Genomic DNA, 24427 nt, shown 5'->3' with positions numbered 1-24427 from the left:
ATGGAGGCGGCGGTCATTGACGTTTTTGAATCAGTGGCAGGGTTTCTGAAAGAAAGCACTGTCTTAGGCGACATAAATGAAACAGATGTGATTTATACAAGAAACAGACTTCTCGATCTGCTCGGACTGACGGATTATGCAGAACCGAAACATATCAAGAAACAAAACAGGCTTCACTATGTGGACGAAATGGTGAAAGACGCGGTAAAACGGTCAATCATAAACGATACGCCTGCTGAAAGAGACATGCTGGGAAGCAGAATCATGGACGTAATCACACCGGCCCCTTCTCTGATCAATGCCGCCTTCAGCGAATTGTTATCAGATTGCCCGAAAAAAGCAACAGATTATTTTTACCGACTGAGCCAAAACAACGACTATATTAAGACGCGGGCCATTCGAAAAAATATCGTGTACCGCTCAATAACACCTTTTGGGGAATTGGACATCACCATTAATCTATCAAAACCAGAAAAAGACCCCAAAGACATCGCCGCGGTAAAAAACAGTCCGGAAAACCGGTATCCGAAATGCCTGCTCTGTATGGAAAACGAGGGGTATGCCGGAACACCGCATCACCCCGCCCGTTCAAACCACCGCATCATCAGGCTTGACTTAGCGGGAGAACAGTGGGGGTTTCAATACTCTCCTTATGCGTATTACAGCGAGCATGCCATCTTTCTTTCAAGCGTGCACAAGCCGATGAACATCAGCCGCGACAGCTTCAGAAGGCTTCTGGCCATTACGGAAATCTTCCCACATTATTTTGCGGGATCAAACGCAGACTTGCCGATCGTAGGAGGTTCCATTCTTTCACACGATCATTATCAAGGCGGCGCCCATGAGTTTCCGATGGCAAAATCGGGTTCCCTCTACCCTTTTCATCTGCGTCATTTTCCAGACGTTCAGGCCGAAGCCGTGAAGTGGCCGGTATCAGTGATCCGCCTTCGCGCAAAAGATCCGGATTTGCTGACAGATGCCGCTGCTTATGTTTTTGAAAAGTGGCGGGAATATTCAGACGAAACCGTCAGCATCATCGCGAAGACAAATGAACCCCATAATACCATCACCCCGATTGCCAGACGCAGGGGAACGGATTTTGAAATCGATCTTGCTCTCAGAAACAACCGCACCTCCGAAGATTATCCGGATGGCATTTTTCACCCGCATCAGGATGTCCATCACATCAAAAAAGAAAATATCGGTCTGATTGAAGTGATGGGACTCGCCGTTTTACCTCCCCGCCTGAAAGATGAGCTGGCAGAAGTGAAAAAGTATTTACTGAATGAACCTCATGACATCAAAGACATTCATCTTCCGTGGGCTGAAAACATCAAAGCGGATAAAGACGTGACACCGGAAAATGCAGCCGCTGTTTTACAAAAAGAAACCGCGAATGTATTTTTACGCGCGCTGACCGATGCAGGCGTTTTTAAAATGACACCCGAAGGAATTCAGGCGTTTCAGCGTTTCACGACATTATTGGAGAATGGCATCTGAAACATTCAGAGTGAAATCAATCAACAATCTTTTTTATCAGGAGGTATTGTGATGTTCAAAAACCGATTGAAACGTGTATTTGTAAACGCAATCTGTCTTTCTCTCATTTTCACCGCTTTTACATTTCTTGAGAAGTCTCCTAAAGCAAAAGCGGATGCCCCGTTTGCCTATGGCGCTGATATAGGATGGCTGAAACAAATGGAGGATGAAGGTGTGCGCTGGCTGGATGACGGCGGGAAACAGAAAGATGCCTTGCAGATTCTTAAAGATCACGGAATAAATGCCGTGAGACTGAGAGTGTTTGTGAATCCGCCAAGCAGCTATTATTGGCTGAAAGACGGCACAACATGGACCATGCTCGGCTATAGTGACAAAGCGGGCGTACTTGCGGGGGCCAAAAGGGCAAAAGCGTTAGGAATGAAAGTAATGGTAGACTTCCATTACAGTGACGTGTTCGCTGATCCCGGCCACCAGATCAAGCCGAACCAATGGACCGGCTATTCAAACAGCCAGCTGCAGGCAGCCGTGTATAACCATACGTACGATGTCATGAAAGAACTTAAAAATCACGGCATCTCCCCTGATTGGGTGCAAGTAGGAAATGAAATGAATTCAGGAATTTTACTGCCCGACGGCAGCACGAGCGATTTCAGCAAATTGACCGGCTTACTGAACAAAGGCTATGACGCCGTGAAATCCGTCAGCCCGGCCACCAAGGTAATCAGCCATTTGGCACACGGCACGGACAACAGCCTATTCAGATGGTGGTTTGATCAATTCTTTAAAAACGGAGGAAAAACCGACATCATCGGCGTTTCGTTCTATCCCTATTGGGAAGGTAAGCCGTACTGGGAGCTCACCGGCCATTTATCATCTAATTTGAATGATATCGCCTCACGCTATAACAAGGAAGTCATGGTGGTTGAACTGGGCGGAGATGAAAATAATCCGAAAGATTCCTACTGGACCATAAAAGACACCATAAAACTGGTGAAAGCCGTTCCGAACGGCAAAGGAACCGGCGTATTTTACTGGGAACCCGAAGCTCACTCCAGCGTTCTGTCAGACGCGTATCCATTAGGCGCAACCGCCAAAGTGTCTAAAAACGTCTTGAAATACACAACCGCAATTGACGCTTTTCATGACGCCGCAACAGGAAAATGATTGATGCAATTCTAAAGCAGGCTCTTTTCGCAGCCTGCTTTTTTGTAAGGCTGCAGAGTTAGCCTGTTATGAAGAGCTAGTAACGAATACGGAAAGAAACATACCCGAAAAAAAACGTTTCGGTTAAAAAACCGCTTTTTAAATAAAAAACTTCTTCTGTTCCCCCTCCTTCTTATTTCTGCGCACTATCTCTCAGTTCCTAAATAATAACTTTACGATTGTTGAAAAAGAAACAAACATTTTATAATATTGTGTAAGCACCACCGAGCAGGAGGACGGGCCATGGACAAAAAAGAACAGCTCCTCACGGATTTCAGGGACTTTTTTAACAAGATGGTGTGGCTGAATAGGCTGAAGATGGAAGAAAGCCTTAAGGGGCATAAACCTTCTGAAGTGCATTGCATCGAATTCATCGAAAAAATTGAAGACGCCAATGTGACAAAACTTGCGGAGTCCCTTTATATGACAAGAGGCGCTATAAGTAAATTAACGAAGAAGCTTATCAATAAAGGCCTTATCGAAAGCTATCAGAAGCCGCTTAACAAGAAAGAAATCTATTTCAGGCTTACCGAGCAAGGAAAAGTCATTTATAAAATTCACGAGGAATTGCATAAAGAGTTTCAAGAACGGGACAAAATCGTGTTTGAACAAGTAACCGATGAACAATTTGACACAATGCTGAGCTTCGTGGAAACATACAGCAGGCATTTGGATTCAGAAATAAAGAAACTTGGTGCAGACATGAAATCGGAATAAATATGAATAAAACCATAGGCAGCCCCGCTCCATGAAAACGGGCTGCCTTTTTATATCCCTCTTATTGTTGACAAAGAAACAAAATCACTCTATTATTTTGTTGACAAGGAAACAAATACAGCAATTTTGAGAGGAGAATTATATGTCAACACATAAAAGAAAGGAACTTCGGCTGCCAAAAGAAGTTCTCACAGCCGCCTGGGCTATTGCACTGGGAGCAATTGCTCCAATGCTTGACTCTACGATGGTAAACATCGCCATCGCCAAACTGACCAAAGACTTCAACACAACATTGGATACCATTCAGTGGTCCGTTACAGGCTATATGTTAGCACTTGCGATTGCAGTACCCGTATCCGGCTGGCTTATGAATAAATATAACGGTAAGAAAATCTTCATCGGCTCAGTCATCGCCTTTGGTGTCATTTCTGTTTTTGCGGGAATGAGCCGTGACGTTTCCAGCTTCATCTTCTTCCGTTTGCTTCAAGGATTCAGCGCCGGCATTATCACTCCGCTTATGTCAACACTCTTGGTTAAAACGGCAGGTCCGGAAAACCTGGGAAAAGTGATGGCAATTGTCAGCACCCCTATGATCTTCGGCCCGATCTTAGGACCTGTCATCGGAGGCTTCATCGTCCAAGGCGCTTCATGGCATTGGATTTTTTACATCAACGTGTTCATCACTTTGATTGCCGCACCGCTTATGATGAAAACCATTCCAGACTTTGAACCATTCAACAAAGATCGTAAACTCGATATTTTCGGGATTATCAATTTGTCATTAATGAGCGCGGCATTGATGTACGGTATTACGAAAGCGGCGGATCATGCATCATTTAACAATAGCGACACCATTTTATGGGCGGGCATCGGTCTTGTTTCAGCAGTCATTTATCTTGTATATAATCTGATCAAGAAAAACCAAACCGTGCTGCCTATGAATTTGTTTGCAAACAAGAGCTTCTTAGCTTCTTCAATTGGGTTGTTCTTAGCGAATATTGCCATCATGGGGCCGATGTTAATACTTCCGCTGTTTTTTCAAAACATTCGTCAGTTCACGGCAGTCGGAGCAGCACTAGCTTTAATCCCTCAAGGAGTCGGAATGCTCGTGACTCGTCCGCTGATCGGAAAAATGATTGATAAGATCGGTGCGAAATACGTGGTTACGGTCAGTCTTGTTCTTTCGCTGATCGGATCTATCCCCCTTATTTTTATCACCGATAACACAAGTATGATTTGGATTTCCGTCGTATTATTTATCCGCGGCACCAGTTTTGGAGGAATTATGCTCCCATTAATGAGTGACGCTTATACAGGTCTTGACAGCAAACGGCTTCCGGAAGCAGGTGTCGGTATTCATATGATTGAAAACCTCGGTTCCAGCTTTGGGTCAGCTGTGATCGCAACCGTTACCGCAACTGTCATACAAGGATTGCAGCCAACGATTCCGAACAGTTTAAAAGGCTACCATGCCGGATTCTTAGTATCCGTCATCATCCTTGCGGCCATCTTCATTCCAAGTCTGTTCCTTACCCATAAAAACACTGCGATATAAAGAACTTTTTAAAGTAAAAAACCCTTGCGCAGCAAGGGTTTTAATGAATGAAACTGATGATTGTTACCGGCAGAGTCAGCCAACAACAGACAAAGCCTTTTACTCACTCACATTGCTTTTCATTAACCATTCTACTTCCGTTAATTCTTGTTTTTGAACGTCTTTTGTGTGTTTTTTCGTAAAATGGACTTTAACAGCTTCTTCGTTTTCCCAAATCTCCCAAAGCATAATTTTGCGTTCTGATGGTTCGAGCGGATGAGCATGGAACTGAATACAGCCTTCTTCTTTGTTCGTTTCTTCCTCAAGTTTTTTGAATTCCTTCATTATTTCATTAAGGTCTTTATCACTGATGATTTTTAAGCATGCCGTTATGTAATGCATCGAAACTCCCCCTCTTCCCATCATTTTATGGCTTTACATTATAACATCGAAACCGGCATACCGCATTCTCAACATATAAAAAACCGTCCATAAAAAATGAACGGCAATGTTTATTTAAGATCATTAAGAGCGACTTTTGCAGCCTCAGCGATAAGAGCATTATGATAATCGGCATCTTCCGTAAATCGGTTTGACAGGATTGCCAAAACGATTGGAGCTCTGTCAGGCGGCCACACGATCGCAATGTCGTTTCGCGTCCCGTAACTTCCGGCTCCGGATTTATCGCCGACTTCCCATCCTGCAGGAGCGCCTGCCCGAATCAGTTCGTCGCCGGTAGCGTTGCCCCGCATCCAATCCGTTAAGATCGTGCGCTTGTCAGTCGTGAGAGTGTTACCTAAAGTGAACGCTTTAAGATCAGTTGCCAGTGCCTTTGCTGTGCTTGTGTCACGACGATCCCCGGGAATCGCAGAGTTTAGATCCGTCTCGAATCGATCCGCTTTCGTTACATGATCCCCGATCTGTTTCAGTGATTTTTCGAAACCTTTAGGGCCGCCAAGCTGCTGCAGCAATAGGTTCCCGGCAGTATTATCGCTGTAACGGACAGCGGCTTCGGAGATTTCTTTCAGGCTCATGCCTGTATCCAGGTGTTTTTCTGTGATTGGAGAATATGTAACAAGATCATCTTTACTGTAGCGGATGATGGCATTAAGTTTTTCATTTGAGCTTTTCTTCAGAACAGCAGCTGCAGCCAGAACTTTATAGGTTGATGCGTAAGCAAACCGTTCATTCGGCCGATAGGCGATTGTCTTGTTTGAACCTGTATCAATCGCATAAACCCCAAGCCTGGCATCAAATTTTTTCTCAAGCTGAACAAATTTTTTGTTCGTTGTACAGCTTGTCATTTTTGTGTCTTCTATGGATTTGGCTTCAGCGTGCGTAGAGCCGAATAAAAGGCTGAAACCGGTAAAGCTTAAACATAAAAGCCCAATGCATAGTCCAAATTGTATTCTCGCTTTATTTTTCACATCCAGACCTCCTCATTATAATGTTTTTGTATACATCTTCTAATTAACATTACAAACAGGATGAAAGTCAATATATTTCCTGTGAGATGTTTTCCGTGACAGTTAAGAAAGCAGCTGAAATTTTCAATTAAAACACTCGCTGACGGTAAACAACCAGAGTCAATCAACCGAGCAGAAATGTTTACTGCCCCCACGGAGGCGGTCAAAGCCCGCAATTTAACGTTAGATTAATAGATAATACTCTAACAGGAAAGATCCTCGGCTCAAAAAAGCATTAACCATTTAACAAATAATTTGAGGTGATTTTATGTAAATCTGTTTTTTGTTAAGAGGTTTTGTCACTCTGATTACTGCTTTTATTCGTTGAATACTCATTCACTTCAAAAGTAAGGATATTCTTAAAAATAACATGATCTTTTCTGTTCTCAAACGGACCAATATTATTGTCGTGTTTGTCCACCTCGTATCTAGAAGGGCCTGTTCCCGAGTCTTTTTGATCGTACCAGTTAACGAAACTATTTAACTCTTCCATCGAAAGATCAAATTCTTTTTCAAGTCCGTTTGTCATTGTTATAGTAAGGATAGCTCGATCAGCGTGCCCTTCCTCAGGAATATTGCCACCAGAACTCGGATCTCCCAAGTTATCATCTGGGTTTTTCTCTGTATACACCTGAACTGTTTTCACCATACCTGATGTATCTACAGCAATAGAGCCACCTTTAGTAGTTCCCCCGATAATAAAAATATTATTATTTATTGTCGCCGCACCTGCAGCCACTCGAGAACTGGTTAGATTTTGAAAATCGTTAACTGTATTTGCAACAGGGTCATAAATTACTGAACTATTTGATGCTTTTTTACTTGAATCTGATCCTCCCATTAAATAAATTTTATTATTGTAAACCGTAGAAGCTATATAGCTTAATTTATCCCTCAAAGAGTATTTAAAGGTCCAATTATCAGTTTTGGGATCATACTCAAAAATGCTATTACTAAAACCACTTTTATTTTCGCCACCAATAGCATAAATTTTCTCTTTTACTGTTGCTGTGCTTAAAGCTCTTAATGGAATCGGCAGAGAACTTTTTTCAGACCAGGTTTTAGTATCAGTATTGTAAATATAAGTGTTGGAAGTTGGACCTTCACTAGGATTAAATCCACCTATTAAATAAATATCCTTCCCTATAACTGTTGCAGATGATCCCGTTAGAGGTTTAGGTAATTCTATACCTTTTGTCCATGAATCTGTGTTAATGTCATATACTTCAACAGTTTTTAAATAGGTCTTCGAACCAGAATTATCCTCGCCATAACCTCCGATTACATAGATTTTATGATCAACAACTGCAATAGCTGCACCTTCTCTCCCTTCATTCATAGAAACTTTTTCAATCCATTTATTTTGTTTAGGATCATATACATAAATTTGGTTTTGAACTTTGCCGTTATTATTACCACCAATTACATAGATTTTACCGTCAATAACCGCAGTACTAAAAAGAGATAGTTCCTTTGGTAAATCCTCTTTACCTTCCCAAGTTTTCACTTCAGTTTGATCTGCATTTTGAGCTTCTACTGATGCAGTAGTAGTGAGTAACGCACTTAAAAAAATAAGAAACAAAACTATAATTATGTTTTTCTTCAAAAAAATCACTCTCCGAAAAGTTAATCTAGAAAAGAACAATACTATTATCGGTAAATTTTTAAATTTATTTATAAAGAATGATCTTTGATCTTTACTTTGTAAAGTATTAGTTCAGCTACCTACCTTTTTATAGACCTGAAACCTTCTATACGCATTTTTCCGTTTTTCAGAACATTACCACCAGCAATCCAAATTCTTTACCTTTTTATTCGGATTGGGATAGATAGCCGCCAGCGCACCCGCTTGAATCTGTTTGGACAACAGCTGACCAACAATCTTCCACTTTAAAAAAGGGCATCAGCGATTCTATCCTTATCCCAATCACTTATCTCTCCCTCAACCTCTTGAACAATTGTGTATTCTTCCGGGAGCGCATCAATTAAGCCCGGATCAGCAAGAATCTTCCTTTGATATGCGTCTCTTCTGTCAGCACCTCGGTGGGCGCCGGGCTGTCTTCCGTTTTGCAGCCATTCAAGAGTGAATTCAATATCGCTGATCATGCTACTGATAATCTTTTTGTCGTTGATCTGTTCAGCCGTTAGATTGACTTCAGCCGTATCTTTGTAGAGCCGGTACATTTTTCTTGTTTCTCTTAATGCTCGTTTGTATTCAATGATTAAATCCTACATTCTATTCCTCCCTTAATGCGCCACACTTACCTCGTTAAGTGTTTGCCTGCCTTGTTGCCGCCAAAAGCGTTAAGATCGCTCCTGCGTGTTTTTATTGGGCTTTTTCTTTTCCTGCTTTATGTCATGCCTCCATTCAAATAAAAAACGGACACCAATCAGAGCACAGTAATTCTGTTCAATGATCAGTGTCCGCAGGCTTTCCGTCTTGGCTATATCAAGTTTTGTCTTCTATAAACATTTTTTTATCACATAGTTCGTCTAATTTTATTATTTTTGTTTCCGTGCATAATTTAGGATTTGGTTCATTTCCTAACAAAATAAGTTCCTTGCTGACGGCATGTAAAATATACCAACAGTCATCACTCTCTTCATTTGTTGAAGGATGACGTTCTTGTTCGGATCTATCTATAACAATATATTTATCTTTTGACCATTCGACTAATCTGGAAACAGGCCTCATTAAAAATGGAACTGGTAAAGAAAAAATAAAAGGAAGACCTAGAATATAAATTAGTTTAATTAACTGGTTCTCGCCTTTGATACTTCCGATTATACAACCATCAAGCGCAACATAGAACAATATTAAACATGTTACAAAAACAATAACAACGCTAAACCTTATCCAATATGGTTTGAAAAAATTCGTAAATCCCCAGTCCATGTCCTCAAATTCTATGATAAACAATATGATTGCAAATATTATTTCTCCAATCGTAGCAGTTATTGTACCAACAGTCGTAGATGTATTGAAATTAACTGTCCATTCTGGTAAATTACTCAAACTTAATATAGTAAGAAAAACCACTGTCCAAAATACTGTCTGCCAAAAGTGCCGCCAAATCATTATAGTAAACAATTTCTCTTTAGAAAAAAGCTTCTTTTCAAATATATTGGCAGTTAAAGTAGTTATTGGCCTAAATGTTACAACTAACCCGTAAACTAAGATACCTGCAGCAGCTATATAACCTGGTATCCCAATACTCTTAAACAATCCAACAACATCCATAACATTTCCTCCTCTTCTAATAGTCTCTTTTTAGAATCGGCAAATTATGGATTTTATTTAGTTCTTTTAGGGAAATCACTATTTAAATCGGATTTATTTACCTTCCCGCTCCTCTATATACTTATCAATATCTTGAAAAAACGCCGCGGCCGTGAATGCGATGATTGCTCCTATTAACGTGATGTTCGCTTTCATGTCCGGTCTGTATTCGTACTGGAAATAAAACCAGAATCCTACCCCCTCAGCCCCAAAACTATTCTCAGCGCCATCGAATCCCCCTTATTTGATTTGACAATTGACTGATTCAAATGTTCCGATATAGTTCCCCTTGCCGGAATCAGAATAGCAGTCAAGTTGGATGACATAGGTTCCCTTTCCGGTCTTATTCCGGATCGTTTTCACGTTGAATGATTTCAGAGGCGTTGCCGTTTTGAATCTGCCCCGTTGCACTAAATTCGTATCAGTCAGCCCGTCGCCGCTACGCTTCTTGTATACGCCGGCCGTGTAAGTCGCGGCATCCGGAAACACCCGGCCGCTCTACCCGGATTCATTTTGCCATCTGGACCATGCGGCGGAAGCAGGCGGCGCAACGGCCGCCGCTCCCGGAAGTAATAATGCTGATAGAATGATTGACTTGAATAGTTTTTTAATTAATGCTCCTCCTGCTTTTTATATTCTGCGATTTCCTTAGGGGTAGCCTTCCGGACTCCGTCTGTGTCTGTCCTGTTTGCCACTTGAGCGCCTTCCATGTTTTTTATCTCGCTGACGACTCCCAAATGCTCTAAATACACATGATCACCAATCTTGAAACGATTCAGTTTGGCCCGCTCCTCGGTCATGCTCCTGTATTCAGTCGCGGCTTTCATTTTTAATTCAGCCAGACACATTTGACAAAGGGTTACTGTTACAGAATTGCCGTTAAAATCAGTAAACGAAACCGATCTGACAGATTCCTTTTCCGGGTGCATCGTACATGTTTTCTTCATAGGTGAAGGCCGTGTAAATTTAATCATTCCGCTTCCTCCTCAAAAAGTCGCTTTTCCCTCTGACATAGCTCCGGATGAATGGGAAGTTCCATACCCCCGCATTCGAACTTTCACGACACATAGAGATTGCCTTTCCTTCGCCATCTGACGGATTTTCATACATCCTTCATATCTGTAAGCCTATATTCCTTTATATTCCCAATGCCCGCCGCATTTCCCTGTTATGATGAAGTTTTTAAAGCTGTTGACCAGTTGCCCAGGTTGATTCCATGCGAAAAGCGGTTTGGGCCGCCGTATCCCAATTCATTCGGGTGAATTTCAGCCCTCTAATATGTGTGTATGCTTTTCAAAGGAGGTGCGTCACATGATGTTCTAACAACCGATTCAACCCAAAGCTAACTCTACCCCAATTCCCGATCTTAAAATAAGTAAATTTACCCAGAACAAATTAATCATTTTGCACTTTCAAAATACTTATTTGGCTTTTCCTTCATTCTTCCATGGTAATATCTTGTTGAAGTATTTCGCATGAAAGGATATGGTCATGAAAGTTTTCGAAGCAACCACCCTCCTGGCCGCTGCCAAACAGCGCGCGGGTGAATACAAAAAACTGCGCGGCCAGATGGTCAATCTGAAAAAAGCATTTCAAGGCATGGCTGATCTTGGTGACAATGATTTCTCAGGCCGGGGCGCAAATAACATCAAAGCTTTTTTCAAGGACCACGCCGGCGTCACAGACAGCTGGCTTGATCTGATCGATATGAAAATCGCATTTCTCACAAGCCTTCCCGGCAAGGTCGAAGATGCCGGACTTTCCAATTCGCATGTGGAGGAATCATTTCTGGAACATGAACTCACCCACGCCCTCAGCAAATCAAAGGCGATTATGGAAGAGCAGAAAAAAGACATGCGCTCCATCCTCGGAGAGATCGAAGACATCATCTCGCTTGATCTCTTTTCCACCGAAAGCGTGGATCACAAGCTCCAATCAGCCGACAAAAAGAGAAACGAAACCATACATAAACTCGGCAGACTTGATCACGATCTAACGAAAGAATACGCAGAAACCGAAGCGAACGAACAGTTCATCCAAGCCGACTTTCAACAGCTCCAAAACGCAACGGGCAAAGGAAAAAACGCCACGCCGCTTCACTATAACGCCAAGGCATACCGAGAAAGCGACATCCATAAGAAGAAAGGCGAGATTGCAAGACATTCGGATGCTTATTTGACGATTAAAAAGGAAGAAGCGAAAGAGCGTGAAATCAAGGATCTGAAGAAAAAGCTGGCTGATGGTGTCACCGATCCGGATGAGTATTTGGAAATCGCGAAGAAGATCGGCTATGAAAACCTTGAACCCGCTCAGGTGCAATATGTGCTGCAGCTTGAACAAGCAAAACAGCTCGAAGAAGTCGGAGAAACGGCTTGGGATATCGTCAAAGGAATAGGCGTCGGCCTTTATGATGTGGGAAAAGACACCATAACAGGCGTCAAAGATCTCGCTGTCGGCGCATGGGATTTTTACCATCTCTCCGATGAACAAAAAGTCGCTAAAACCATATCTGCTGTATTGAACACGCCCTCCTACGCAAAAATCATATGGACAAACCTGGCGGATTCATGGAATGATAAAATGGTTAACGGGGATGCGTATTCAAGATCCCATTACATCACCTACGCCATCGGGAGCATCGTCGGACTAAAAGGTTCCGGCTCAGCTGTAAAAGTATCAAGCAAGCTCGCCAAAACAGGCGCCGTCAAAGTGGATAACGTCTTGGAAGCCGGTGAAAAAGCGGCTGCAAAACATGTGAAAACCGGGATTGAAAAAGGAAAAGACTATATTAATTCCGTTTCGAAAAACAAGTACGAACCCGCGCTTGCCGGAATAGCACAGGATATTGAAAATACTCACAATGTGAAGAATACTCCTTTGTTGAAAAGTATTATTGAAGATCAGAAAGAAAGTGTTCTCAGTAAATCTGTGACTTCAAATTTTAGTACAGGAAAAAGCAAGTATACCGCCGGTACAATGAAACATATTTATCATGGAGAAGTTAATAAACGCGGTAAAGCAGTTGGCTACCACCATGAAAGCATGATGGGTGGGAAGATTATACCAGGTACAGAAAAGAAACCTGACAAAAATGGAGTGTATATGGCGAAAGTTGAAGTCGGGTCTGTAAAAAAGATAGCGGATTCAAGTTTCTTTCCAAGGGAATGGAACCGCGCTGATGTATTAAAAGCAATTGACGAAGCTTATCATACTAGAAAACAAGTACGTTCAAATAAGTATAGGGGAATCACTTCAACAGGAATTAAAATTGAAATGTATTTAAATAGTGACGGAACAATAGCAACAGCATATCCGTTATATAAAAAATAAACTTAAAGGTGACCGTGACACATGAAATATTCATACAGGTTTGATAAAGATCCATTTGGTGATATAAAAATAGTTTTACCAGAAGAAATCAGTCTTTTCTCTGACTTCATTGAAAATATTACAACAATAGAACAAACTGATGAGTATATAGAATACATTCAGAATGTTTTAAATGGGATACATGAGGATTTTGAAATTGATTTAAATGGGATAAGTGTATTGATAAAAAAAGATGTTACCGATGTTGAAAACCCTTTTTTGATCGACGACCCTTATAAAAACTCAATAGAAACAGACCAATTTAAAGAGCTATTATTAATATGGAGAAACAAAATTCCTGAGATATTTAAAGGTTAAGTACATTCATTATTCTACGCGGTGAAATTTGGTTCTTAACCTTTATTGAGCCGGTATTCAAATTTCCCAGAGACCAAGATGTTAAAGCCTTTCTCATAAGAGGGCTTTATCTGTGTTTTCAATAGGATAGACTTTCTTCAGTCCGTAGATCCCATCAGCATCAGGCTGGCGGCAAAGAACCTTGCAGTATACAGCGAATGTACTTCAAAATCAGCTCAAAAAAGTTTCATCGGCAAACGGATATGTAAAAAACCCTTGCTGTGCAAGGGTTTTGGTTATGATTCCGACTGGGCTCGAACCAGCGACCTCTACCCTGTCAAGGTAGCAATTACCTTCTGAAAGAAACAGAGGTTTTCTCTCAAGTGATTCTGATGAAAATTTATCTTTTTTGACCAAAAATGAAAAGTTTGATCCCAAAAGGTAATAATCATACTTTGTTCGCATCCCATCTGAAGTTAAATCATAAAACAATTTTTCCCAGCGTAAATCTAGTTTGGATTCCTGATGTTATTTAAATTAAACAGAGCACTGGCGGACGTTCAGACTACTCGGCTCTCTAATAATATATTCTTTTTCCACTGTATAGACCTAGTCACCTTTCTATTAAAAGTTTGAAATCTGGAGAATCTATGTCTATTTGCACAATTTTCTTTCAATATATATATAAATATGTAACGAAATCATTTCAATCTAAACTAAATTATGTAATAATCATTATAATATTTCCCACTATAACCAACTATATACTTTGTGGGAAAATTATAATAATTCATGAGGTGATATTAATGTACTATGCAACACTTCGTCAAAAACAAGGGGAATGCAGAGCTTTAAAGCAGCTTGAAGAGTTTGGAAATGATATATCTAAATTCGTACCTAATATAATTATTAAGGATGCGAACCAAGATTGTTTAGATGATATTAGAAAGAGTTACAAGGGATTTGTTTTGCTAGATGTAAGAGATTGTGAACCAGAAGACATAGTTGTTTTAGAAGAGCTTCTTGAAAACAATTTAAATAAAGATTTTGAAATCATGTATCCAGTGGAATACATAGTGGATGATAACAGAAAAGAAGACAAAAAATATGTCCGGATTGACGAGTCTGTTGTTAACCAGTTCTTTATTAAATGGTTAAATCAAAACCAATCTTCCTTGCCTAACAGAGTTATGTTAGACTTTGAATTTATAGACAGCGAAAGTTCAAAAATATCCGAGTTCAAATCGGTGCTAGAATCTTTAAAGAAACACGAGATTATCATTATGAGTGGTGCTGTTCCACAAACTATACCAGTCTCTTCGGAAGAGAACTACACGCTAAGACGTTTTGAAAAAGACCTTTTTAAAAAGATTGAAGCTCTAGCACCAACCAATTCTAAACTTTACTTCGGTGACTACACTTCAGTTAGTCCAATTCTCTCAACTGGTGGAAGAGCTATTGTGCAAATAAAATACACTCTTAAAGATGATTACTGGTTTGTAAGAAATGGGTTACGTCGTGGAAATTACGACTTTGTGGATGTTTGCAAAGAAATCTCTAATTCCTTTGATTTTGATCAACAAAATTGTTGGGGGGATTCATTCATTCAATCTGTAGTCGATGAAAATGTAAATAAAGGTAATCCTTCGGTGTGGACCTCAATAGGAATTAACAAGCATATCGTGGCTTGTTTAAATGAGTTATAAGGGGACAGGTGATTTATCACCTGTTTTTATACATTTTTCAGTAAGAGTCGCACTCTATTCTTAAGCTTATTTTTAAGTGAGTTAGGAACTGTTTCGTCTAACCTTTTTATAACTTCTTGTTTAAAAAGCTCTCTTATTTTCCTTTTTGGAAGTTTTCTCCCAAGGTAATCATCCATCAAAGCTATTTTTTTCACATCTTCCGAAGATAACAAAGATATAAAGTCTTTAAAAGAAAGATTCGGGTTTAATCTTGCCTTCTTTATAAAGGATAAACGAACAGTATTTACTCTGGTTTTTTCAGCTACAATAATCCCCCAATGTTCGGGTACGAACATAGTGATTGATTCTGCAAACTTCTGCCCCACTACTACGTAATTCATCTCAAAGTTCTTGTCATACTCGGGTATTTGCGTAGTTAGTCGTTTTATTGAATCAAAGTCACTTTTTATTTCGTATGCAACCACATGTCCATTTACAGCTACTATATCTGCCCGGGCTTTTCCAGAGGGGACAGTTACCTCTTCGAAAACTCTACAGTCTTTATAAGTGGTTAGTCTAGAAATGAGAGTTGAGCGTATTTCTTTATCATCAAGCTTTTTCATATTATCACCTACTACTCCATATTCTATACATCGATTTCGAATTTATCAATTACTTATAAGTGAACTCAATTTAAAATTTGAACATATCCTCTACAATTTACATTTATGCTTTTTAAATTATCATTTGCTGCAACTATTATGATCAAATTGAAGAAATACTGCAACAAATCCTCAGTCTATAAGCTGAAAAAGGCCGTATGCAGTAAGACGATTTCAGGAGTTTGGAATGGGATGTTTTAAGGTATAAAAAAGGCCTGCCTACGAATATGGAAAGAATGAAGAGCCGCCAGCGCCGTTTGTATCTGTTTTACGGCCTCCCCTCGGGTCAATGGGCTTGTGACTTTAAAAATGCCCGCAGGCAGGCGGAAGAATGATTTTTTGCCGCCGGATGGAAAACCGGCAGATCCGGTCAGCTTTAATACTTGACCGGCTTTAATCAAGTTCGGGTCCTTGATGCCGTTCAAGCTTAGCAGGGTTGCCATGCTTACGCCTGTTTTTTGTGCAATTACAGAAAGGGCATCGCCTCTCTTGACGGTGTACGTCGCCCCGCTAGCCTTTGTTTCTGTTTTTGCAGGAGAAGATGCTTTTTCACCGCTAAATCGTTCTAATTCTTGCAGCACTGGCCGCCCTTCCCTGATCCCAGCGTCCCTCAAACAAAATCCGACGCAGGCAGTATTCCCCATTCCAATCCTGATGCTTTCTGACTCTGTCAATCCCCAGCCCAGCTCTTTTAAAAGCTGCGCCACAAATTTTGATAGCCAGCTATCCCGCTCCGCCGACTTGCTGTAGCAGACTCTAGCGCCGATAGACACGGTTCCATTTTTACCGTCTCCAGAATGCCCTGAATCACTTCTTTATCATCGACGGCAAAATGAAAGCTTTTGATTCAGTGCTACCGGTCATATAACTGCTGATCGTTATCACTTTAGCCGTTCAGTGATACGGAATTTCTGGATTTCTCTGTAATGAACAGGTTTCGGCAAAGACCGCCGCCTTAAAGGCAATGTCCATCTCCCTTGCAGTATACAGCGAATGTACTTCAAAATCAGCTCAAAAAAGTTTCGTCCCAAAATGGATTAGTGGTGAGAAAACCAATAAATATAAAAAATAAAAAACCCTTGCTACGCAAGGGTTTCGGCTATGATTCCGACTGGGCTCGAACCAGCGACCTCTACCCTGTCAAGGTAGCGCTCTCCCAGCTGAGCTACGGAATCATGATATGTATGTGTTGCTGGGTATGTTGTTGTCTCTCTGACATTTATAATTATATATCCTGATTTCTCATTCGTCAACACTTTTTTTATCTAAAATAAAAAAGGGCGCGTCGCAAAATTGACGGCGCCCTTTTCGTTTATGATCTCACTTGGGCGGGGGTTATTTTTTTCAATGCCTGTTCGAAGTCGCGTTCTAAATCTTCGGCGTTTTCGACTCCGACGCTCAGGCGCAGAAGGCCGTCTGTGATGCCGCGTTTCTCCCTCTCTGCTTTCGGCATGGCGGCATGCGACATGGCTGCAGGGTATGAGAGAATGGATTCAACGGCGCCGAGGCTGACGGCAAATACCGGAAGCGATACGTTTTCGACCAGCTTTTTGACGGCTTCTTTGCTTTCCAATTCAAAGGACAGGACGGCGCCCGCTCCGCTCGCTTGACGTTTATGGGTATCGGCTCCCGGGTGTCCGGCAAGGCCGGGATAGTAAACGTTTTTGACGGCGGGATGCCCGTCAAAATAGGCAGCCAGCCGCTCAGCCGTCCGGCTCGCTTTTTCCAGTCTGACCTGCAATGTTTTTAAGCCTCTCAATACGAGCCAGCAATCCTGAACGCCGAGCACCGCTCCAAACGAGTTTTGCAGCTTATACAGCTGATTGCCGAGCTCTTCATCTTTTACGGCAGCAAGGCCTGACAGCACGTCACTGTGGCCGCTTAAAAATTTCGTCGCACTGTGAAGCACGATATCTACACCGAGATCAAGCGGACGCTGCAGAGCAGGCGTCATGAATGTATTGTCAAGGTATGTCAGACAGCCGTGATCCTTTGCCAGTTTGACGACGCCCTTAATATCCGTGATGCCGAGCGTCGGGTTTGACGGTGTTTCCATATAAATGGCTTTCGTGTTCGGACGGATGGCGCGGGCGACCGCTTCTGTGTCCGTCATATCGACAAAGGTATGTTCGATTCCGAAACGGGACAGAACCTCAGTCACCATGCGGAATGTTCCGCCGTACACATCCTCCGTGACGAGAACATGGTCGCCTTGGGATAAGAGCAGAAATGCCGTCGAAATCGCCGCCATACCGGAGCTGAAAGCAAAACCTCTCGTTCCGCCTTCAAGACCTGCGATCGTTTCTTCAAGCGCTGTTCTTGTCGGTGTGCCGGAGCGGCTGTAATCATATGTCCCGAATTCTTCAAATGAAGACTGATGGAATGTGGAAGCATGCTGGATCGGCACGCTGACGGCTCCGGTGGCTCCGTCTGTTTTAAATGGATTGTGCACGAGCTGGGTTTCCAGCGTCCAATTGTGATTACTCATATGACACGGCCCCCTCTTTTACTTGCTGTAATGCCTGCTTTACATCCCGCTTCAAATCTTCTGCATGTTCAATGCCCACTGAAAAACGCAGCAGGCGGTTGCAGACGCCGTTTGCGATACGGATATCTTCCGGAATGTCCATGTGCGTCTGTGTCGCGGGGTATGTAATAAAGCTTTCCACCCCGCCGAGACTTTCTGCGAAACAGATCGTTTTCAGCGCCTTTAAAAACGGATTGACCCATTCCTCTTTTTGCAGCCGGAAAGACAGCATCCCGCCTTTTCCGGGATATAACACGTCGGCGATTTCCTCTTCCTGTTCTAAAAATTCTGCAAGTTCACGGGCGTTTTCTTCATGACGGCGCATTCTGAGTCCGAGTGTTTTCATCCCTCTCATTAAAAGCCACGAATCAAACGGCGGGAGAACGGCGCCGATCGCATTTTGGTGATTAAACATGATGTCGCCGAGCTCTTCATCCTTAACGACAGCCAGACCGGCAAGGAGGTCATTGTGCCCCGCTAAATATTTTGTGGCGCTGTGAATGACGATGTCCGCTCCCAGTTCAAGCGGGCGCTGGAGCACCGGAGTATAAAACGTATTATCCACAATTAAAAGCAGGCCGGCTTCTTTCGTAATCCGGGCGATTTTTTCAATGTCCGCCTCCTGCATTAACGGGTTTGTCGGCGTTTCAACAAATACCGCTTTCGTGTTTTCCGTTATTTTGGAGCGTAAACAGTCTTCATCGCTGAAATCATCATAAATAAAGCTTAAGCCGTATTTTCTCCATTCGTTTTCAAACAAACGGTACGTGCCTCCGTATAAATCGGAGGATACAATCAATTCATCCCCGCTTTTAAATAAAGCCATAATGGTTTGAATGGCTGCCATTCCCGAGCTGAAAGCAAATCCTCTCGCACCGTTTTCCAACACGGCGATGGCGTCTTCGACGAGCTGGCGTGTCGGGTTTTTCGTGCGCACGTAATCAAAACCTGTAGATTCTCCTATTCCTCTATGGCGGTAAGCGGTGGACAGATAAATCGGCGGACTGACCGTTCCCGTTGCTTCTTCGCTTCTATTTCCAATTTGGGCTAATTTTGTTTCAACATGCTGCGTCATCAGTAAGCACCATCCTTTTCAAAAATAAAAAAGCCCCCTCTTCATAAGAAGAAGGAGCTTTTCTCTTCCTCTTATCTTCCAAGCATGTGAATCGCTTGCTGGATTTAGCACCTTGGCACTTTGCCTTCCCGCGGCAAAGCAAACCGGTTGCTGAGGTTTCAAAGGGCCAGTCCCTCCACCTCTCGTGATAAGAATATTGTTTTGTATTTTCTGATTGTTCTATATTAACGCACTATAAAATGGATTTCAACAACTTTTTATTTATCTGAACTCTCGCAAGAAGTGCATCTGAAGAAAGAAATTTCTAATAATTCATGGTACAATAGGAAAAAACCATCAAGACAAGACGCGGCCTGGAGGAATGCGAAGTGGCATCAAAAAACGGAATCATTCATGAGAAAACACTTTTCTCCCATGAGCTTGAAGAGGAAATGACCGTTTTGGTCTATCTGCCCGCCACCTTCTCCCCCCTGTATAAATATCATACGGTCATCGCTCAGGACGGCCATGATTATTTCAGATTAGGGAGAATCGGGCGTCAGGCGGAAGAGCTTATGTCAAAAGGGGAAATTGACCGCTGCATCATTATCGGCGTCCCATATAAAAATGTGCGGGAGCGAAGAAACACATACCATCCCGAAGGCTCTAAGTTCGCCTCATATAAACGGTTTATCGCAAATGAGCTCGTTCCTTTTATCGACAAAGAATACCCGACTTATCAAGTCGGATACGGCCGCACCATGATCGGGGATTCCCTCGGCGGAACCGTCTCGCTCATGACGGCGATTGACTATCCGAACATGTTTGGAAACGTCATCATGCAGTCTCCGTATGTTGACGGGCACGTGCTGGATGCCGTCCGGCAGTCGGAGGATCTCAAACAGATTTCCGTTTATCATCAAATCGGAGAAAAAGAAACCGCCGTCCACACGACGGACGGCCAGGTGCTTGATTTCACCGCGCCGAACGAAGAGCTCAAACAGCTGCTGGAAAGCAAACAGTCTGAATACACGTATGAAACCTTTGACGGGGATCATAAATGGACATACTGGCAGCCGCTCATCACGCCGGCGCTGAAAAAAATGCTGTAACCATTCATTTAAGGAGGGAACTTTCATGAAATACGGTATTGTTTTATTTCCATCAAAAAAATTACAGGATCTCGCAAATTCGTACCGGAAACGCTACGACCCGAGCTACGCGCTCATTCCGCCGCATCTGACGGTAAGAGATCCGTTTGAAGCGACAGAACAGGAAATCGAGCAGGTCGTATCACAGCTGAGACAGACGGCGAAAGAGTCGCATCCGCTCGTTCTGAAAATCACAAAATACAGCTCGTTTTCTCCTGTGAATAATGTGATATATATGAAAGCAGAGCCGACAGAGGAATTAAAATCTCTGAGTGAGAAATGCTACTCAGGAGCATTATCCGGCGAGCCGGAATACAGCTTCGTTCCGCATGTCACGGTCGGCCAGAAGCTGTCGTCAGATGAACATTCCGACGTACTCGGACAGCTGAAAATGCAAGACATTTCCCACGAAGAAGTCATCGACCGTTTTCACCTGCTCTATCAGCTGGATAACGGCTCATGGACTGTGTACGAAACATTTTTATTAGGCGGAGGAGAATAACTGCTTGGAATCCATCATCGTAAAAACTGAAAAACAGCTGAACGACGCTTTTTTCGTCAGAAAAGAGGTCTTTGTGAAAGAACAGCACGTTCCGGAAGAAGAAGAGATTGATCAATTCGAAGACACGTCAGAGCATATAGTCATATATGACGGCGGCCAGCCGGTCGGAGCCGGCAGATGGCGCTTGAAAGACGGGCATGGAAAATTAGAGCGCATCTGCGTAATGAAAAGCCATCGTTCTTTAGGCGTCGGGGCCATCATGATGCAGGCGCTTGAAAAAGCGGCTGCAGCCAAGGGTGCCGGCAGCTTTATCTTACATGCGCAGACGCAGGCGGTTCCGTTTTACGAAAAACAAGGATACCGCGTCACATCCGGCGAAGAATTTCTCGATGCGGGCATCCCCCATCTGGAAATGATAAAGGAATACAAACAATAAAATCAAAAGCACTCCTGTTGATATGGCAGGAGTGCTTTTTTTATGAAAATCATACCATTTCATGAATTTTATTGCATTTTATGGAAGGTTAATGTATGTTTAGTATACTAAGTATTACAATTCATACAAAAAATACAATTCATATTTCGGAGGGATAAACATGACGGCACCAAAAGGAAAACACATATTCGGGACTGTTAAAGTGGGCACAAAAGGACAGATTGTCATTCCTAAAGAAGCAAGAGATGTTTTCGATATAAATCCGGGGGATTCACTGCTTATGCTTGGGGATGACCAGCAAGGTATCGCACTTGTTAAACAAGAACTCTTTTTCGAGTTTGCAAAAGATATTTTAAACGCTAAGCAAATCGACGCAGATAGCGAGGATGAGTAAATGCACGCGATTGAGCTGAAGCAATTAACGAAACATTATAAAGAAACCGCCGCCGTTGACCGTCTTGAGTTCTCAGTTGAGAAAGGGGAATTTTTCGCTTTACTCGGTGAGAACGGAGCCGGAAAAACGACATTAATCAGTATGCTTTGCGGACTTCTTTCTCCGGATGAGGGTGATGCATCAGTGCTTGGACACAGTATTTTGACTGATTTGGATAAAATAAAACCGAAATTGAATATGTCCCCGCAGGAAACAGCCATCGCTCCTCATCTAACCGTACGGGAAAACTTAGAGTTTATAGCCGGAGTCTACGGAATTCCGAAAAAAGAAGCAAAAAAAAGAACAGATGAGATGCTCGAATTGTTTCAATTAAAAGAGAAAGAAAGAGCAAAAACCAAAACATTATCAGGAGGAATGCAGCGCCGTCTCAGCATCGCAATGGGCATGATTACAAAACCGGATATTTATTTCTTAGATGAGCCGACATTAGGGCTGGACGTCCGTACACGCCGCGAGTTGTGGAAAAATCTTGAGACATTAAAGGGAGACATGACGATTATTTTAACAACACACTATTTAGAAGAGGCTGAAGCCCTGGCAGACCGTATTTGCATTTTAGAAAATGGGACTCTAAAAGCATTGGGCACGGCGGAGGATCTGAAAAAACAAACTCATTCAGCCACATTTGAAGATGCCTTTTTAGCGATTTGTGACGGAGAGGCGGGTCTTTATGCTTGATTTCGCCATTCGCAACCGCAAAGAGACTTTTCGTGACCCCCTGTCTATTATCCTTGGAATCGCACTGCCTGTTATTCTATTGTTTCTGTTTACGGCAATTGAAAAAAATGCGCCACTTGATACCTTTAAAATTCAGCACTTAGCACCCGGACTCATTGTTTTCGGTTTCGCTTTCCTTACGATGTTCTCTGCATTGCTGATCGCAAAAGACAAACAGACCGCCCTTTTGACCCGTTTGTTTGCTTCCCCTTTAAAAACAGCCGATTATGTTATCGGTTACGCAATGCCGATGCTGCCGTTAGCCATTTTACAAATCATCATTTGTTTTATCGCAGCTGCTGCTGCCGGTTTATCCGCCGAGTGGATGAATCTTCTCGCAGGTATCGCTGTCTTGCTGCCGATTGCGATGATGTCCGTTTTCTTCGGTTTATGTTTAGGGGCTGTGTTTACGGACAAACAAATTTCAGGTATCGGAACGATTTATATTACACTCGTGCAATTTCTGGGCGGAGCTTGGATGGAGGTGAGCCTGCTCGGTGACACATTCAAACATATCGCTTATGCCTTACCGTTTGTTCACTCGATCGAGCTGGCCCAGGAAGTCATATCCGGAGATTATTCTTCCTTTCATCAGCATATTTGGCCGATAGCGGGATATACCGTTTTGGCGCTTGCACTTGCTTTCCTCAGTTTTATGAAAATCAGGAAGAGATAAAAAAAGCCGGCACTCCGTAATGGGAGCGCCGGTCTTCTTTTTTACGTTTCTTTCAGAAGGCTTATCGTATGCGGCAGCAGACGGTCATCCCCCGGACTGCCATGGCCCGGAACGACAATGCTGATGTCCTGATATCTTTTCATGACTTTGCGGACGGCGCGCGGCCACTGATCCGGATAAAAGCCCGGAGTTGGCACGATTTCCTTTGTTTCTAAAGCCTTGATTAAACAACCGCCGAATAAGAGCTTATCCTCAGGCAGCCAGACGGTAATATTGTCTTCCGTATGCCCTTTTCCCGGATAAAACGTTTCAATTTTCATATCGCCAAACTGCAGCTTTGTCACGTTTTTCAAATCTCCGAGCGGCCGGTGATATCCCTGCTGCCGGGCGAAGTCGGCGGTCAGCTTCGTGCTGTGCACCTTTACACCGTATTTGTACAGTGTGTTCAGCCCGCCGATGCGATCGTCATGGGCGTGTGTCACAATGGCATCGGTCATCCTTTTGCCGGGAAACCGCTGTTTTATTTCTGTCATTAATTGCTCTGTGAGACTGTCATTCCACGGAGTATCAATCAGTACGATTCCTTTGGAAGTTTCAAGAAGCAATCCGTTCGCAGGGACGGGACTTCCGTCTGCCGTACCGATGCTTGTATGCATCCAGACATGCGGCGCCAGCTGTGTAAGAGTGACATCTTTTGCTGCGGAGCTCTCCGCCGCGTGTGCCGGTTTCATTCCGGCAGTAAAGAGGCCGAATAGAAATAACCCCGCAATTAATAATGAAAGCTTTCTCAAATTGAATCATTCCTTTCCGCATCTTTCATATATACGGCTCAAAAAAACCCGGACATTTCCGGGCTTTTTCACACGTATTGATTTATCAACCGGCCTTTTCCCATGATTTGCGGCAGACGGGAAAGAGAGCGCTTACGTTTTTCTTCATGCACTTTCTTTGCTGCGGCTGCGGTGTTTTCCTGGCGGCGCTCCACCTCTCTGTACACCCTGTCATTGGCGAGGGCGGCCGCTTTTGTAATACCGGCGTAATCAGGCTTATAACCTGCTGCCCGGTTTGCGTATTGAGAATACTGCTGGTTTTGAATCCGTCCTGCATAAATCATATGTACCCCTCCCCTTCGCTTTTTATTTCCCTTAATCTTACTTTTTGAAACGCGGTTCTTTTGTTATGATATTCTTTGTCTAT

The 24427-nt window shown here is 42.8% G+C and carries 24 protein-coding genes, 1 tRNA gene, 2 pseudogenes and 1 riboswitch; of the genes and pseudogenes, 13 read left to right on the top strand and 14 right to left on the bottom strand.

Annotated features, from left to right (window positions below):
• From galT to VP472_RS05970, 4 genes are all read left to right on the top strand, one after another.
• Entirely contained in the window at positions 1-1500 is a 1500-nt protein-coding gene (gene galT, locus VP472_RS05985) for a UDP-glucose--hexose-1-phosphate uridylyltransferase (protein ID WP_146276542.1), read from the top strand.
• Between the two features lie 51 nt (positions 1501-1551).
• Complete coding sequence (locus tag VP472_RS05980) at positions 1552-2664, top strand: glycoside hydrolase family 53 protein (protein ID WP_077722078.1); 1113 nt, start codon at positions 1552-1554, stop codon at positions 2662-2664.
• Between the two features lie 282 nt (positions 2665-2946).
• Positions 2947-3420, top strand: a complete 474-nt coding sequence (locus tag VP472_RS05975; RefSeq protein WP_003154948.1) for a MarR family transcriptional regulator — start codon at positions 2947-2949, stop codon at positions 3418-3420.
• Between the two features lie 142 nt (positions 3421-3562).
• Positions 3563-4975, top strand: coding sequence for an MDR family MFS transporter (locus VP472_RS05970; RefSeq protein ID WP_146276540.1), 1413 nt, complete (start codon positions 3563-3565; stop codon positions 4973-4975).
• Positions 4976-5074: 99 nt separating this feature from the next.
• Here VP472_RS05970 and VP472_RS05965 read toward each other — a convergent pair whose 3' ends face one another.
• From VP472_RS05965 to VP472_RS05935, 7 genes and pseudogenes are all read right to left on the bottom strand, one after another.
• Positions 5075-5356, bottom strand: a complete 282-nt coding sequence (locus VP472_RS05965) for a putative quinol monooxygenase (protein WP_077722075.1) — start codon at positions 5354-5356, stop codon at positions 5075-5077.
• Between the two features lie 110 nt (positions 5357-5466).
• Entirely contained in the window at positions 5467-6387 is a 921-nt protein-coding gene (gene bla, locus VP472_RS05960; RefSeq protein WP_146276538.1) for a class A beta-lactamase, read from the bottom strand.
• A 319-nt stretch (positions 6388-6706) separates the two neighbouring features.
• Positions 6707-8035 (bottom strand): Kelch repeat-containing protein, encoded by a 1329-nt coding sequence (locus VP472_RS05955; RefSeq protein ID WP_225979745.1) that lies wholly within the window; start codon positions 8033-8035, stop codon positions 6707-6709.
• A gap of 275 nt (positions 8036-8310) precedes the next feature.
• Entirely contained in the window at positions 8311-8604 is a 294-nt protein-coding gene (locus VP472_RS05950; protein WP_225979744.1) for a hypothetical protein, read from the bottom strand.
• 265 nt (positions 8605-8869) lie between these two features.
• On the bottom strand, positions 8870-9661 hold the full coding sequence (locus VP472_RS05945; RefSeq protein WP_146276534.1) for a hypothetical protein: 792 nt from the start codon (positions 9659-9661) through the stop codon (positions 8870-8872).
• A 279-nt stretch (positions 9662-9940) separates the two neighbouring features.
• Positions 9941-10312 (bottom strand): annotated as a pseudogene (locus VP472_RS05940) (hypothetical protein).
• Positions 10312-10674 (bottom strand): hypothetical protein, encoded by a 363-nt coding sequence (locus VP472_RS05935; protein WP_146276532.1) that lies wholly within the window; start codon positions 10672-10674, stop codon positions 10312-10314. The pseudogene VP472_RS05940 and the gene VP472_RS05935 overlap by 1 nt, the downstream one beginning before the upstream one ends.
• 517 nt (positions 10675-11191) lie before the next feature.
• Between VP472_RS05935 and VP472_RS05930 the strand changes: the two genes are divergently transcribed.
• The 3 genes from VP472_RS05930 to VP472_RS05920 all read left to right on the top strand — a co-directional run bounded on the left by VP472_RS05930 (position 11192) and on the right by VP472_RS05920 (position 15072).
• Positions 11192-13030: a T7SS effector LXG polymorphic toxin gene (locus VP472_RS05930; RefSeq protein ID WP_146276530.1), complete on the top strand. Its 1839-nt coding sequence runs from the start codon at positions 11192-11194 to the stop codon at positions 13028-13030.
• A gap of 21 nt (positions 13031-13051) precedes the next feature.
• On the top strand, positions 13052-13387 hold the full coding sequence (locus VP472_RS05925) for a hypothetical protein (RefSeq protein ID WP_045506862.1): 336 nt from the start codon (positions 13052-13054) through the stop codon (positions 13385-13387).
• A 785-nt stretch (positions 13388-14172) separates the two neighbouring features.
• Entirely contained in the window at positions 14173-15072 is a 900-nt protein-coding gene (locus VP472_RS05920; RefSeq protein ID WP_161596041.1) for a beta family protein, read from the top strand.
• Positions 15073-15098: 26 nt separating this feature from the next.
• On the opposite strand, the gene VP472_RS05915 is transcribed toward VP472_RS05920, so the two are convergent.
• The 5 genes and pseudogenes from VP472_RS05915 to VP472_RS05895 form a co-directional block, all read right to left on the bottom strand.
• Complete coding sequence (locus tag VP472_RS05915) at positions 15099-15674, bottom strand: sce7726 family protein (protein WP_146276526.1); 576 nt, start codon at positions 15672-15674, stop codon at positions 15099-15101.
• A gap of 236 nt (positions 15675-15910) precedes the next feature.
• Positions 15911-16577, bottom strand: a pseudogene (locus tag VP472_RS05910) (LysM peptidoglycan-binding domain-containing protein).
• A 238-nt stretch (positions 16578-16815) separates the two neighbouring features.
• A tRNA-Val gene (locus tag VP472_RS05905) sits at positions 16816-16888 on the bottom strand.
• Positions 16889-17025: 137 nt separating this feature from the next.
• Complete coding sequence (gene metC / locus VP472_RS05900) at positions 17026-18201, bottom strand: cystathionine beta-lyase (protein WP_052827270.1); 1176 nt, start codon at positions 18199-18201, stop codon at positions 17026-17028.
• Entirely contained in the window at positions 18194-19315 is a 1122-nt protein-coding gene (locus tag VP472_RS05895) for a methionine biosynthesis PLP-dependent protein (RefSeq protein WP_052585709.1), read from the bottom strand. Before VP472_RS05895 ends, metC begins: the two co-directional genes overlap by 8 nt.
• A gap of 68 nt (positions 19316-19383) precedes the next feature.
• A riboswitch (SAM riboswitch) is annotated at positions 19384-19509 on the bottom strand.
• Between the two features lie 174 nt (positions 19510-19683).
• On the opposite strand from VP472_RS05895, the gene VP472_RS05890 reads away from it, so the two are divergent.
• The 6 genes from VP472_RS05890 to VP472_RS05865 all read left to right on the top strand — a co-directional run bounded on the left by VP472_RS05890 (position 19684) and on the right by VP472_RS05865 (position 23230).
• Positions 19684-20406, top strand: coding sequence for an esterase family protein (locus tag VP472_RS05890; RefSeq protein WP_060675072.1), 723 nt, complete (start codon positions 19684-19686; stop codon positions 20404-20406).
• A gap of 25 nt (positions 20407-20431) precedes the next feature.
• Positions 20432-20947, top strand: coding sequence for a YjcG family protein (locus VP472_RS05885; protein WP_003154969.1), 516 nt, complete (start codon positions 20432-20434; stop codon positions 20945-20947).
• A 4-nt stretch (positions 20948-20951) separates the two neighbouring features.
• Positions 20952-21383 (top strand): GNAT family N-acetyltransferase, encoded by a 432-nt coding sequence (locus VP472_RS05880; protein WP_077722072.1) that lies wholly within the window; start codon positions 20952-20954, stop codon positions 21381-21383.
• A gap of 160 nt (positions 21384-21543) precedes the next feature.
• Positions 21544-21777 (top strand): AbrB/MazE/SpoVT family DNA-binding domain-containing protein, encoded by a 234-nt coding sequence (locus VP472_RS05875; RefSeq protein ID WP_003154973.1) that lies wholly within the window; start codon positions 21544-21546, stop codon positions 21775-21777.
• The gene (locus tag VP472_RS05870) at positions 21778-22515 is read left to right on the top strand and encodes an ABC transporter ATP-binding protein (protein ID WP_077722071.1); all 738 of its coding nucleotides are present in this window, start codon (positions 21778-21780) and stop codon (positions 22513-22515) included.
• Entirely contained in the window at positions 22508-23230 is a 723-nt protein-coding gene (locus VP472_RS05865; RefSeq protein ID WP_146276524.1) for an ABC transporter permease, read from the top strand. The genes VP472_RS05870 and VP472_RS05865 overlap by 8 nt, the downstream gene beginning before the upstream one ends.
• Positions 23231-23271: 41 nt before the next feature.
• On the opposite strand, the gene bla (VP472_RS05860) is transcribed toward VP472_RS05865, so the two are convergent.
• Positions 23272-24021 (bottom strand): subclass B1 metallo-beta-lactamase, encoded by a 750-nt coding sequence (gene bla / locus VP472_RS05860; RefSeq protein WP_094247070.1) that lies wholly within the window; start codon positions 24019-24021, stop codon positions 23272-23274.
• Between the two features lie 68 nt (positions 24022-24089).
• The gene (locus VP472_RS05855; protein WP_070081642.1) at positions 24090-24344 is read right to left on the bottom strand and encodes a hypothetical protein; all 255 of its coding nucleotides are present in this window, start codon (positions 24342-24344) and stop codon (positions 24090-24092) included.
• Positions 24345-24427: the final 83 nt, after the last annotated feature.

The sequence above is a fragment of the Bacillus sp. MT(2024) genome (genome assembly GCF_036362845.1).
Lineage (GTDB): Bacteria > Bacillota > Bacilli > Bacillales > Bacillaceae > Bacillus > Bacillus velezensis.
The sequence above is the reverse complement of the archived record's forward strand: the minus strand, read 5'-3'. Positions and strand labels throughout refer to the sequence as shown.

What these genes read in the sequence shown, in the direction of transcription:
- VP472_RS05970 (WP_146276540.1), top strand. Translation starts at nt 3,563, where the DNA reads ATGTCAACACATAAAAGAAAGGAACTTCGGCTGCCAAAAGAAGTTCTC.
- VP472_RS05975 (WP_003154948.1), top strand. Translation starts at nt 2,947, where the DNA reads ATGGACAAAAAAGAACAGCTCCTCACGGATTTCAGGGACTTTTTTAAC.
- VP472_RS05920 (WP_161596041.1), top strand. Translation starts at nt 14,173, where the DNA reads ATGTACTATGCAACACTTCGTCAAAAACAAGGGGAATGCAGAGCTTTA.
- VP472_RS05950 (WP_225979744.1), bottom strand. Translation starts at nt 8,604, where the DNA reads ATGTACCGGCTCTACAAAGATACGGCTGAAGTCAATCTAACGGCTGAA.
- VP472_RS05945 (WP_146276534.1), bottom strand. Translation starts at nt 9,661, where the DNA reads ATGGATGTTGTTGGATTGTTTAAGAGTATTGGGATACCAGGTTATATA.
- metC (WP_052827270.1), bottom strand. Translation starts at nt 18,201, where the DNA reads ATGAGTAATCACAATTGGACGCTGGAAACCCAGCTCGTGCACAATCCA.
- VP472_RS05855 (WP_070081642.1), bottom strand. Translation starts at nt 24,344, where the DNA reads ATGATTTATGCAGGACGGATTCAAAACCAGCAGTATTCTCAATACGCA.
- VP472_RS05865 (WP_146276524.1), top strand. Translation starts at nt 22,508, where the DNA reads ATGCTTGATTTCGCCATTCGCAACCGCAAAGAGACTTTTCGTGACCCC.
- VP472_RS05885 (WP_003154969.1), top strand. Translation starts at nt 20,432, where the DNA reads ATGAAATACGGTATTGTTTTATTTCCATCAAAAAAATTACAGGATCTC.
- VP472_RS05875 (WP_003154973.1), top strand. Translation starts at nt 21,544, where the DNA reads ATGACGGCACCAAAAGGAAAACACATATTCGGGACTGTTAAAGTGGGC.
- VP472_RS05870 (WP_077722071.1), top strand. Translation starts at nt 21,778, where the DNA reads ATGCACGCGATTGAGCTGAAGCAATTAACGAAACATTATAAAGAAACC.
- VP472_RS05980 (WP_077722078.1), top strand. Translation starts at nt 1,552, where the DNA reads ATGTTCAAAAACCGATTGAAACGTGTATTTGTAAACGCAATCTGTCTT.
- VP472_RS05930 (WP_146276530.1), top strand. Translation starts at nt 11,192, where the DNA reads ATGAAAGTTTTCGAAGCAACCACCCTCCTGGCCGCTGCCAAACAGCGC.
- VP472_RS05895 (WP_052585709.1), bottom strand. Translation starts at nt 19,315, where the DNA reads ATGACGCAGCATGTTGAAACAAAATTAGCCCAAATTGGAAATAGAAGC.
- VP472_RS05915 (WP_146276526.1), bottom strand. Translation starts at nt 15,674, where the DNA reads ATGAAAAAGCTTGATGATAAAGAAATACGCTCAACTCTCATTTCTAGA.
- VP472_RS05935 (WP_146276532.1), bottom strand. Translation starts at nt 10,674, where the DNA reads ATGATTAAATTTACACGGCCTTCACCTATGAAGAAAACATGTACGATG.
- galT (WP_146276542.1), top strand. Translation starts at nt 1, where the DNA reads ATGGAGGCGGCGGTCATTGACGTTTTTGAATCAGTGGCAGGGTTTCTG.
- VP472_RS05925 (WP_045506862.1), top strand. Translation starts at nt 13,052, where the DNA reads ATGAAATATTCATACAGGTTTGATAAAGATCCATTTGGTGATATAAAA.
- VP472_RS05965 (WP_077722075.1), bottom strand. Translation starts at nt 5,356, where the DNA reads ATGCATTACATAACGGCATGCTTAAAAATCATCAGTGATAAAGACCTT.